The sequence below is a fragment of the Moorena sp. SIO4G3 genome, assembly GCF_010692305.1.
GTDB lineage: Bacteria > Cyanobacteriota > Cyanobacteriia > Cyanobacteriales > Coleofasciculaceae > Moorena > Moorena producens_A.
Genome location: NZ_JAAHIG010000295.1, coordinates 1 through 10,995, shown reverse-complemented (window position 1 = coordinate 10,995; position 10,995 = coordinate 1). Strand labels below are relative to the sequence as shown.

General features: G+C 44.2%; 10 protein-coding genes. 3 read left to right on the top strand and 7 right to left on the bottom strand.

Annotated elements, in window-relative coordinates; genetic code table 11:
- Positions 1 to 459 precede the first annotated feature (459 nt).
- On the top strand, positions 460 to 1,650 hold the full coding sequence (locus tag F6J99_RS33535; RefSeq protein WP_293119562.1) for a HetZ-related protein 2: 1,191 nt from the start codon (positions 460 to 462) through the stop codon (positions 1,648 to 1,650).
- A 240-nt stretch (positions 1,651 to 1,890) separates the two neighbouring features.
- Here the strand turns inward: F6J99_RS33535 and F6J99_RS33530 are convergent, their stop codons facing one another.
- Entirely contained in the window at positions 1,891 to 2,355 is a 465-nt protein-coding gene (locus F6J99_RS33530; protein WP_293119560.1) for a CAAD domain-containing protein, read from the bottom strand.
- Between the two features lie 273 nt (positions 2,356 to 2,628).
- Between F6J99_RS33530 and rpe the strand changes: the two genes are divergently transcribed.
- Entirely contained in the window at positions 2,629 to 3,336 is a 708-nt protein-coding gene (gene rpe / locus F6J99_RS33525; protein ID WP_293119558.1) for a ribulose-phosphate 3-epimerase, read from the top strand.
- 140 nt (positions 3,337 to 3,476) lie between these two features.
- Here rpe and F6J99_RS33520 read toward each other — a convergent pair whose 3' ends face one another.
- Positions 3,477 to 4,958, bottom strand: coding sequence for a family 10 glycosylhydrolase (locus F6J99_RS33520; RefSeq protein ID WP_293119556.1), 1,482 nt, complete (start codon positions 4,956 to 4,958; stop codon positions 3,477 to 3,479).
- A 167-nt stretch (positions 4,959 to 5,125) separates the two neighbouring features.
- Here F6J99_RS33520 and F6J99_RS33515 point away from each other — a divergent pair, with 167 nt between their 5' ends.
- A complete protein-coding gene (locus F6J99_RS33515) occupies positions 5,126 to 5,410 on the top strand; it encodes a hypothetical protein (protein WP_293119554.1) in 285 nt (94 codons plus the stop codon).
- Positions 5,411 to 6,027: 617 nt separating this feature from the next.
- Here F6J99_RS33515 and psb27 read toward each other — a convergent pair.
- The 5 genes from psb27 to F6J99_RS33490 all read right to left on the bottom strand — a co-directional run bounded on the left by psb27 (position 6,028) and on the right by F6J99_RS33490 (position 10,738).
- On the bottom strand, positions 6,028 to 6,432 hold the full coding sequence (psb27, locus tag F6J99_RS33510) for a photosystem II protein Psb27 (protein WP_365974783.1): 405 nt from the start codon (positions 6,430 to 6,432) through the stop codon (positions 6,028 to 6,030).
- Between the two features lie 192 nt (positions 6,433 to 6,624).
- A complete protein-coding gene (gene pstB, locus F6J99_RS33505; RefSeq protein WP_293119552.1) occupies positions 6,625 to 7,437 on the bottom strand; it encodes a phosphate ABC transporter ATP-binding protein PstB in 813 nt (270 codons plus the stop codon).
- 115 nt (positions 7,438 to 7,552) lie between these two features.
- Positions 7,553 to 8,461 (bottom strand): phosphate ABC transporter permease PstA, encoded by a 909-nt coding sequence (gene pstA, locus F6J99_RS33500; protein WP_293119550.1) that lies wholly within the window; start codon positions 8,459 to 8,461, stop codon positions 7,553 to 7,555.
- Positions 8,461 to 9,471, bottom strand: a complete 1,011-nt coding sequence (gene pstC, locus F6J99_RS33495; RefSeq protein ID WP_293119548.1) for a phosphate ABC transporter permease subunit PstC — start codon at positions 9,469 to 9,471, stop codon at positions 8,461 to 8,463. Before pstC ends, pstA begins: the two co-directional genes overlap by 1 nt.
- Positions 9,472 to 9,739: 268 nt before the next feature.
- On the bottom strand, positions 9,740 to 10,738 hold the full coding sequence (locus tag F6J99_RS33490; RefSeq protein WP_293119546.1) for a PstS family phosphate ABC transporter substrate-binding protein: 999 nt from the start codon (positions 10,736 to 10,738) through the stop codon (positions 9,740 to 9,742).
- Positions 10,739 to 10,995: the final 257 nt, after the last annotated feature.

The window sequence follows — 10,995 nt, the reverse complement described above, 5'->3', positions numbered from 1 at the left end:
TTATGTTAACTAGTAATCCCTAAGGTCAAGAGCTACCGGGATATCGGGTGTACTCAGCTAAATCATCAGGGTTAGATTATCAGGGTAGACGACTCAGTTAAACACCAAATGACTAAAAGCCTGATAAATACTTGTGAAAATACTGTGACGGTATATCAATTGGCTGCTATCAGCATAATTCATATCATTCTCAGTGATATCTAAATAGTAGTGGTGCTATCCCATGTTTACGAAGGTAAAACTTGCTGGGTGTCCCAGAAGTCTATTTAGGGCTTGTGATCTAGAACACATCTAAACACGATCTAGATCTCCAGACAGGCGTGCTATCTATCACCCTACTGGTGTGACTTTCGTAAGCGTAGTTATGGGAGTTTGATCACTTCCAATACCTAGGAATTAGTGGTCAAATAGAGAGCAGTCACTACCCACTTCGAGTGAGTAGAAACAGGGAGGGTTGTCATGCAAACTTTAAAACAGGGATCCAAGGAGTGCAATGTCATGGCAAAGTTGGCGGACAAACTCGAAACAGAATGGCAGTCACGCTTGTTGAGTGACTGTCCAAACCAAAATCCAGCCACCAGCTCCAGTATTGTACAGTGGTTAATTGGAGAAAATAAAGAGGGGTTTGACACCCTCACTCAGAGCCAACTGGCAATCGCTGTCCAAGCAATGGAGTATCGTTACAGAATTTTGCGACAGCGTTACTTGGGCGTGCCACCAGAACGTTCCTATCGCAATTTGACCACCCGCTTAGCTAGTCTAGTTACCTTACGCAATAAAATCCGCACTTGGGTATCCCTAAGTCGCGATCGCCAAAGAGCTGTGGTGGATGTTCTCCAAGAAGTGATTCAGGAATTATTAAATAGCGATCGCTATATCCAAAAGCAAATTGCCTGGATTAGACAATGTACCAAGGAAGAACCGCTGCGCAATGCTTTATTATTAACTACTCTTGAAGAGTATTGTCTGCGCCCGATTCGCAACCAGCCCTTAATTATCTATCGGTTTGTCAACTTTCTGCGTCGGTCTCAACGTGGCGGGATGACCCATGTGCCGGAAGGAGACATGGTACGTTTAGTGTCAGAGTCAATCAACCCGGAAGGCGAAGCCGATGCACCAGTGAGTCTATTGGATAACCAAGCCATTACTAATTATCAACATAAGCAGGCTTGGGAAGAGAAACAAAGCCTAAGGATCTCCGTATCTAAAGAATTTGAGGCTTACTTAGAGAAAAACTTAGGGTCTGAGGCGGCCCAATGGCTGCGACTTTACTTGCAAGGTCAATCTCAAGAGGCGATCGCTCGTCGCCTAGATTGGCCGATCAAGAAAGTCTATCGTCTACGGGAAAAAATTAGCTACCATGCCACTCGTGTCTTTTCCATCAATGGGGTAAAAGGTAAGCCAGACTTAGTAGCCACTTGGTTGGAAACATCCTATACTGAGCACAGTTTTGGACTAACCCCAAAGCAATGGCAAGAATATCAGCAGAAACTTACCCCTGAACAACAGCAGTTGCTGGATAAGATCAAAGCTGGTCAGACCTTCGAAGCGATCGCTAACGATCTTAACTGGAGAACTAACCAGGTTATGGGTGAATGGAACAAACTCTATCTAGCAGCTCAAGCGCTGCGCAGTGCTTCAGCAAGTTGAGGTTTGAATTTTATTATCCAATCAATCGCGCTAATTATTTATAAGTTATAGGTATTAATTAGTATAGCGACAAGGAGCTACAGCCAAACAACACCAATTTAAAACAGTAATTTAGTGTAAAAATAATTTACTGTAAAACTAATCTACTACAATAGGGCATGGAAAGCAATTTAGACAATTGTCCATGCCCTATTTTTCATACTCCTCACCTGACCAGGGCTAATGCCACCACACTAGATATCACTTTTTAGCTATAAACTGACCTTTAAGGGATTGAATCTCTCCTGATAATTCTTGGCGTGTTTCAACTTTGAGTAGATAACGAGCTACAAACCAGATGGTATAGCCAATACCAACTAATTCAAACAACGGAGCCATCAGGGGAATATCGTTAATGGCATCCAGCACCGCCAAAGTGATCTTAACAGTCATGAACCCAGCGAGCAAAAGACCAATGGTAAGCAAGGGTTTTTGGTAATTGCTAACAAATCCGCCTATATATTCCGGCAATTGTGACAAAATGTCTGTAAGAGTTTGCAACCATTCTTGCCACGGTTGGGTCAGTCCTGGCTCAGGAGCAGTGAGTTTAGCTATAGCACCAGGTTTGTCAACTTTGAGGTCTACTTTCAGCTGTTTTTCATCCTCAAGGGTAGTTTCATTGGTGCTGCTCTGAGTATATGCAGATGCTTGGGGATTTGAAGTCATATTTCCTCCAAAATTCTATTAAAGCAGGATATTCTATCGTTTTAGCAAGGCAGCTGCATAACATGACAGACTGACTAACTGTTGCCCATGTTATCAAAAGTTTCATCATGACCTGCTAGGGGTGAGCATCCGTAGGTATGGGCTGATTTATAGCCCACTGGTCTGGTGACCAGTGCTCACTAAGTAGGTCAGCATTACAACAACTCGTTAGGGAAAATCTAAAGATTTTGTTAAAATGCTAAAAAATAAGCTTCCAGGAGAACACCTCCAATCATGAGCAACACCCTATCCGAAAACCAAGTTGTTATTGCCCCTTCTATCCTGTCAGCTGATTTTAGCCGACTGGGAGAAGAAATTAAGGCTGTGGATGCCGCAGGCGCTGATTGGATTCATGTTGATGTCATGGATGGTAGATTTGTCCCTAACATCACCATTGGTCCTCTAGTTGTTAGCGCCATTCGCCCGATTACCGCAAAGCCACTGGATGTCCACTTGATGATCGTGGAACCAGAAAAGTATGTGGCAGACTTTGCTAAGGCAGGGGCTGATATTATATCCGTTCATGCTGAACACAACGCTTCACCCCATCTGCACCGCACTCTCTGTCAGATTAGAGAATTGGGTAAGCAAGCAGGTGTTGTACTTAACCCCTCCTCATCCTTGGATTTAATTGAGTACGTCCTAGAAGTCTGTGACTTGATCCTGATTATGAGCGTCAATCCTGGCTTTGGTGGTCAAAGCTTTATCAAAGAAGTTGTACCAAAAATCCGCAAACTGCGTCAGATGTGTGATGAGCGTGGTCTTTCTCCTTGGATTGAAGTTGATGGGGGACTCAAAGTCAACAATACCTGGCAAGTGCTAGAAGCCGGAGCGAATGCGATTGTGGCTGGCTCAGCTGTATTCAAGGCACCAGATTACGCAGAGGCAATTAGCGGTATTCGTAACAGCAAGCGTCCTGAACCCGAATTAGTAACTGCTTAATCAGAACTATCCCAATTAGGCAAATCTTAACCAGAGGTCGAGGGGGCTGCTGAGAATCAGCCCCCTTCCCGCGCCTAAGCTCCTTACTCCCTACTGCCATGAACCCCAAAGGCGTAAGTACCTTAGCCAATTGAGAACTGCTATAATCTGCAAAACTTTCGCTCGCGGTCAAATTCTGGATTTTGCCAAGAGAAGGCAAAATGACTGACTGAGTTGATTTGTGGTGTCACTCGGCGCAATGCCTGCATCTGGTTTTCTAGGGAAGGACGATTTTTTATGGATCTTCCCCAAGTTCCTGCTAATGCTGGTTTTACGTCTGTTTCCGACGAGGCCCACTTGAACACCCGTTTGACTAAATTGGCAATACAACCGGTGTGACCACAAACACCATAAGACATGGGATGCCATTCCAGGGAACGGGGAAAATGTTCCCAAGGCTGTAGTCTGGAATCATAACCCATGCGACCTACAACTTGGTTGCCATCGGGGAAAAACACTGCACCGGCTTGTACCCCAGCTCGCTCTGCTGCCAATTCGCCTAATTTAAGAAAGTCTAATATCCCCTGGGCAGCGTGAGCAACACTTAGTTGCCATAACTGCCATTGTATAGTTCGAGTACTCTCTCTTGGGGAAGGAGTGCGACCTTGCCACAGGGGAGTTTTTTCATCAGGGTAGAGCTTTTTGACAGCTTTTATATCCTTAGCACTAATGGAACCCTTACTCAGATAGCGCCGAATTAGCTCCTTACCTTGATTGTTACCAGCCCGTTGATAGAGAGCTTGCTTAGCTGCATCACTGTAAATCCAAAGATCCTTGACACTGCTGGCCACAGACTGGGAACCTGAACCACGGGGATAGCGAATGTAGTCGAATAAAATCCCATCGGGGCGTCGCTTTAATACACCCTTAAGCATCTCATAGTAGTCTACCTGGGCTTGTCGGTTGTAAGGGTCGATAAATACTTGAGAGCCATCCTTAACTACAGACAAACTGGTCTCTCCCCGACCATTGCGGGCAAGAATCTGTTGCCGCTCAGCACGATGACCGTAGGTATAACCAAAATTCATCGTAAACATCCAGGCATACACCTGCAAACCCCGCTCACGACCTTTTTGAATCGCCTGGGCTAATAAATCTACGTTCTCAGTCCCCGGTTGTTGTATGACTGACGGCCAAGGAGTACGATTATCTGACTTTGGTAACAGGACGCGACCATCGTAAAATACTTCAACGTAGACCTGATTGTAGCCTTGGTTCACAATACGGTCGAGGGTTTCCTCAAGGGCTCCAGGACGAGCATCACAGGGATATAAGCGCACCCAAATTGCTTGATTTTGCGGCCAGGTTTGGGAACGACACTGCTGTAAGAAACTAGCGTGTTCCTGGATAATGGTTTGGTAGCTGATTTTAGAGTCTGAGTTGTCCTTTAACGAATTAACTCTTAAGCTTTCTTTTTGAGCGATCGCTTCCTGAGTAAAGTGGCAATAAGCTTTTGTTTTTGCCTCAGCGGTTGGTACAAACCAACACTGACTCAAAAGACTACTTCCTACTGCAAAGGTGGCAATCAAGCTACGATGTAGACCTTGTCGGTGTTGCCTCCGTTTACCAAAACTGTTATACATTCCTAGAAACACTACAAAACAACAGAAAGTTAGCCAAAAGCCAGTTAACTCATCCCCGATTGCTTCAATATCTTTGAAATCTCCCCCAGGTGCAGGATCAGGGATTCTATACGGATACTACGAGAGGGTGAGCAATTCACTAACTCGTTGTCTTGATGCAGTCGCTCATGGGGGAAACCACGCCAGTTGCTCATGGGGGGAACCCCCAAGACCGCACTGGCTCCCCAAGACCGCGCTGCATCGCTTTCATCCCCATCGTTATTGCACAGGGGTTTTTAACTATGATTTTTTCTAAAATTAGCTTTAGCTTGAGCCGCCAGAAGCCCCACGTACGCACCTGCATGTCGGCGTGGGATGAATGGCGGAGGCTGAACTTTGTTTTTTTTATTTTCATCTATAATGAACATAGCAGGGAAGACAAATTAAGAGCTAACCGCCACCTGCGTGCCTAAAAAATAGAACGAGTTGTATGGTTCCGGTGCGGAGGGGCATCCCGTGTCGTTAATAAAGCTTGTCGAGTATCCTAACCGTTGGGTGGAGTTGGCAAGAAGCCTAAACTGAACTCGTTCGCGGAGCGGCTCTGTAAGAGCAGAGTCAGTTTGGGAGTATGTCACCTAGTTATTATATAGTTTAGGGATAGAAAGGGAAACACCAAGGGAGGGAGGAGAGGTAAATATATAAGTAAATCTATAGGGAAATCTATATCGTTGTCGTTGATGCATATATCATTTAGTTTGTCAACTTTGATTATTGTCGATTATTAGTGAACCATTACCCTAGTAGTAGCCATAAACCCTATAATAACCAGTCTAACTGCTAACTGCTAACGGCTGGGATTACCTTTAAAGGTTTTCAGCTGTCTTAGCAACTGTTCCGGAAAATTTTTACTGATTACGAGAGTTAGGACAGGAGCAGGGAAAGAATTGGCTAATAGTTTTAGATCATCGATAATCCTACCCTCCCTTACCTGGGATGTTCTCAAGAAACCTGAAGATAGGACAGGTTTCTACTCCCAGTTTTTTGTTAATCCAGGTTATGCCTCGCCTATTCTAGGCGAGGTATCGACAGCTTAAGCGCCCCGTTTGAGAGAACGCTCTACTTGGGAAAATTCCTGCTCTAGACGATTCTTCACCTTTTTTGGTAAAGGGCGATTGGGATAGGAACTGTAGTAACCAGCCAAGGAATTGACAGCAGTTCGCATGGTAGTGAAGGAATTAAGGGTAGACACAGCTCTATCTCTGCGGTAGCGCGAAGCATAGTCATTCATCAGTAGAGTTGCTTTTTCACGAATTGCCGTCTTATCTGGTGAATCTTCTGGTAATTCAAGGGCTTGTCTTAATTCTTGTAGAGCAATTATTGTATCCTGACGGTAATCTCCTGTTAAGCCTGTACCACTTGAGGCACAACCAGTTAAACCGATAACCATAACCAGTACCAGGGCAATAAAACCTGATAAGTAGCGCTTTATTCGCATGATTGACAACAAATCCAATTTTATAATCAGATTTGATCCTATCTTGAATTGGTACTGGGGGGATCATCCCCATCAGAAAAAAAATCCCACGGGCGTGTTGCCATGGGATGTGTAGTCTCATCTCAAATCTCCGATGAGTTGGGTTTAAAACCCAAGGTTTCGTTGGATGTTAGGGGAAAATGTTGGGGGGATTTAGCCGAAACGCCCACTCACATAGTCCCTAGTTGCTTCCTGCTGAGGATTTTGGAAGATGACTTCAGTTCTATTGAATTCTACTAAATAGCCTTGTTTACCACCTGTTTCCGTTGCCCTAGCGTTATAGAAAGCGGTCATGTCTGCTACTCGGGTAGCTTGTTGCATGTTGTGGGTAACGATAACAATGGTGTATTTTTCTTTGAGCTCGTGCATTAGTTCTTCCACTTTGAGGGTGGAGATGGGGTCAAGAGCGGAGCACGGTTCATCCATCAACAACACTTCTGGCTTAATGGCTAAGGCGCGAGCAATACACAAACGCTGTTGTTGACCACCAGATAGAGACAGACCACTCTGTCTTAGTTTATCTTTGACTTCATCCCAGAGGGCAGCTTGTTGAAGACTGCGCTCCACTAATTCATCCATATCCCCTTGATAGCCATTAATCCGGGCTCCAAAGGCAATATTTTCATAAATGGATTTGGGAAAAGGGTTTGGCTTTTGGAATACCATCCCAATGCGGCGACGTACTTCTTCAATGCTGTTGTCAAACTTTTGATCATAGAGATTTTCGCCATGGAAGGTAATTCTACCTGTCACCCGTGCTCCCGGAATCAGGTCGTTTAAGCGATTAAAACACCGCAACAAGGTGCTTTTTCCACAACCAGAGGGTCCGATAAAGGCGGTAACTTGGTTTTTGGGAATATCTAAATAGACATCTTTGACTGCTAAAAATGATCCATAGTAGACGGAAACTTTTTCAGCCCGTAAAACCGGATATTGTACTTCTACAGACGAAGTGGTGGAGTCCATAACTTGGTTATAATTCATATTTAAATCTTCTGTGGAATTGTCAACTTTTGAAATCAAAACTGAAAAATTTACCATCCCTTTGAATCTGTCTTTTAATAGTGGGTATATTGACTTTTTATCTATTGCTTTGGAATTTATTGCGCAGGAAAATTGCTCCGGCATTCATGACCAACAGCACTATCATCAACATCACAATTCCCGCTGCCGCGTTAATGTGAAAGGCTTCTTGGGGACGAGAGATCCAGTTGTAAATTTGAATTGGCAGTGCAGTAAATGGATCTTGTGGGTTCATTGGCGGCCTGGTAATGAAGCTCAAGGCTCCGATAGTAATCAAAGGAGCAGTTTCCCCAATTGCCCTTGACAGTGCCAAAATGGTTCCTGTCAGGATACCAGGTAAAGCGAGAGGAAAAATATGCTCTCGAATCACTTGCCAGCGAGTTGCTCCTAAGGCATAACCCGCTTGACGCAAACTATTGGGAATTGCCCGTAGACTTTCACGGGTGGCAACAATAATGATGGGCAGAATTAACAAGGACAGGGTTAGGGCACCAGTTAGTATGCTCCTACCATTAGTAATGGGTTCCAACCACCGGACAAAAACTTGTAAACCCAATAAGCCGTAAATAATTGAAGGTACAGCAGCTAGGTTAGCGATGTTGATTTCAATAATCTTGGTCAATAGGTTGTCAGTGGCATATTCTTCTAAGAAAATCCCTGCCCCTACTCCCAAGGGAAAAGAGACCATTGCTGTTATCAGCAATAGCCACACACTACCGATTAAAGGAGGAAAAATACCAGCTTGGTCTGGTTTACGGGAGGGAGGACTACTGATAAATTGCCAATCGAGCCGGGGCAGACCATCCCTAAAAACTTCAATCAGCAATACGGCGAGTATGGCTAGCCCAAAAAAGATGGCAAGCCAGGCAGCAAAGGCGAAGATTTTATCAAAGTTATAGCGCTTGGGTAGCGCAAGATTGAAGTAACCTGAGGAATCGTCTCCTAGAGGTTTTAGGTCTTGTGCCATTAGTCGTATTTCTCCCGGAAGCGACGGACAAACCAAAAGCTAAAGATATTTAGGGCTAAGGTCAGTAAGAACAGGGTCATACCTACAGAAAAAATAGTTTTGTAGGCTAGGGAACCTGCTGGTGTATCTCCTAAGCTGACCTGAACAATATAGGCTGTCATGGTCATCACTGGTACTAGGGGATTCAGTCCCAAGGTGGGATTTTGACCAGCAGCGATGCTAACAATCATGGTTTCACCCACAGCACGGGAAACCGCTAGTACGAAGGAAGCAACAATTCCAGATAATGCTGCTGGTATTACTACTCCGATAATGGTTTCTCGTTTAGTTGCCCCCAAGGAATAAGCACCTTGTCTTAAACTATTGGGTACAGCATAGATAGCATCTTCACTGAGGGAAGCTATCATAGGAATAATGGCTATTCCTAAAACAATCCCAGCGCTTAAGGCATTGAATCCTTTTAACTCGGGAATAGCAAATGACTCGGGAATAAATGGTATAACCCGACCAATAAATGCTATACCCCAATTAATAAGACCAATACAATCTCTTAAGCGGGGGCTAACTACCATCAGGGCGAAGTAACCAAATACCACTGTAGGAACCCCTGCTAATATTTCTAGGGCAGGTTTGAGCCAGCGACGGATACCACTAGATGCATATTCACTCAAGTAGATAGCTGCAAGCAATCCCAGGGGTAATGCCACCATCAGGGCGATTACAGAAGTCAGGAAGGTGGCACTAATCAGCACAAAAATGCCAAACTGGGGATTAGGAAACAAGGGAGTCCATGCTGTATCAGTCAGGAATTTCCAGAGTGATACTTCTTGGAAAAATGCTACTGTTTCAAATATTAGGGTTAGAACAATGCCGATGGTAGTTGCGACAGAAACAAAGGCAAAGGTAGCAAAAATTATTTTGACTACCAGTTCTACCCGCTTGTTTAACTGCCGGTTTGGTCGAAACATCTCAGAGTCTGATGACTCAAAAGATGAGGGAGTGGTAGACATCAGTAAAGTATTAAGTGTGAAGGAGCAAGTTTGAAGGAGCAAGTGTGTTCGCCTGATAGCGTTCTCTTAGGGTAGGATCAAGTGTGAAGGATAAAGGATAAAGGATGAAGGATGAAGTGTGAGGAATCAAGTGTGAGGAATGAAATAATTCTACTCATAGGTGTAGTGGTGATATCTATCAAGGTGACTTACAAGGTGACTTAGCAACTTGGTTCTTTTCAGCCTTCAGCCTTCAGCCTTCATCCTTTAATGCATCCTTTACTATTATTTATTTCCCTTTCATCAATAGCTGTTTCACTTTGGAGCCTTTAGGAGCATTAGAAAAGACTGTACCAACTTTGCCGTCGCTAAAGCGCTTCCTCACCAGCATCATAATATCTTCTGGCATGGGAACATAGCCAACTTCTGAAATTAATTTGGAATTTGCTGCTGCCAACTGATACTCTACAAATGCTTTAACTTCAGGTTGAGTTGCAGCCTCTTTATTGACGTAGATAAACTCTGGGCGAGCTAGAGGTTTGTAAGTCCCATCAGCAATAGTTGCTGTGCTAGGGGCAACGCAACCACTTCCTCCATTAATCTTTAAAAGTTTGAGTTTATCTTTGTTTTCTTCGTAGTAGGCGTAACCAAAGAAGGCTAGTCCACCCTTATCAGTAGATACCCCTTGAACAAGCAAATTGTCATCTTCACTAGCGGTATAGTCGCCCCGAGAGCCCTTGTCTTTACCAACTGTCTTTCCCATAAAGTAGTCATAGGTTCCGGAGTCAGTTCCTGGACCATAAAGTCCTAGTTTGCTATCAGGGAAACCAGGACGAATTTGCTTCCAGTTTTTGATTTTGTCTTGAGCTGCTGGCTCCCACATTTTTTTGAGTTCAGAAATTTTTAGGCAGCTAGCAAAGTTATTTTCTTTGTGAACTACTACAGAGAGTCCATCAAAGGCGATGGGTAATTCGATGTACTCAATTCCTCCCTTCTTGCAAAGTTCTATTTCTGATTCTTTGATCGGACGGGAGCCGTTGGAAATATCCGTTTCTCCAGCACAAAACTTCTTGAATCCACCACCAGTACCAGAGAAACCGACGGTAACTAGGACTCCCGGATTGGCTTTCTGGAACTCTTCCGCCATTGCCTCAGAGATGGGAAATACGGTGCTGGAACCATCTACCTTAACTGTAGCTGTGGGGGTTGAACCACCACAGGAGGTAATCCCCACGGCTAAGGAGGTGATCAATGCTATTGAGAATAAATTATTCTTTTGAGACAACATGGAATTGGCTTGATTTTTTTAGGCGTCACAGCCGGAGTGTACCGCTCCACCATCAAGAGTAGGTTAAGCATTAGGTTAAATTATAATTAAGAAAAGGTTAAATTTTTAGTTGGGGTAGTAGATCTCACTAGCCAACTTACTCTAAGGTGGTATAGTGAGGGGTGCCTTTAAAGCTGATATATGTGGGAGATACTGTGGTTCAAGCACCTTTGTCAACTGCTGTAGGTGTACTTGATAAATCTACAGATACACCTACA

What these genes read in the sequence shown, in the direction of transcription:
- F6J99_RS33520 (WP_293119556.1), bottom strand. Translation starts at nt 4,958, where the DNA reads ATGTATAACAGTTTTGGTAAACGGAGGCAACACCGACAAGGTCTACAT.
- F6J99_RS33535 (WP_293119562.1), top strand. Translation starts at nt 460, where the DNA reads ATGCAAACTTTAAAACAGGGATCCAAGGAGTGCAATGTCATGGCAAAG.
- psb27 (WP_365974783.1), bottom strand. Translation starts at nt 6,432, where the DNA reads ATGCGAATAAAGCGCTACTTATCAGGTTTTATTGCCCTGGTACTGGTT.
- pstB (WP_293119552.1), bottom strand. Translation starts at nt 7,437, where the DNA reads ATGGACTCCACCACTTCGTCTGTAGAAGTACAATATCCGGTTTTACGG.
- pstA (WP_293119550.1), bottom strand. Translation starts at nt 8,461, where the DNA reads ATGGCACAAGACCTAAAACCTCTAGGAGACGATTCCTCAGGTTACTTC.
- pstC (WP_293119548.1), bottom strand. Translation starts at nt 9,471, where the DNA reads ATGTCTACCACTCCCTCATCTTTTGAGTCATCAGACTCTGAGATGTTT.
- rpe (WP_293119558.1), top strand. Translation starts at nt 2,629, where the DNA reads ATGAGCAACACCCTATCCGAAAACCAAGTTGTTATTGCCCCTTCTATC.
- F6J99_RS33530 (WP_293119560.1), bottom strand. Translation starts at nt 2,355, where the DNA reads ATGACTTCAAATCCCCAAGCATCTGCATATACTCAGAGCAGCACCAAT.
- F6J99_RS33490 (WP_293119546.1), bottom strand. Translation starts at nt 10,738, where the DNA reads ATGTTGTCTCAAAAGAATAATTTATTCTCAATAGCATTGATCACCTCC.
- F6J99_RS33515 (WP_293119554.1), top strand. Translation starts at nt 5,126, where the DNA reads ATGGGGGAAACCACGCCAGTTGCTCATGGGGGGAACCCCCAAGACCGC.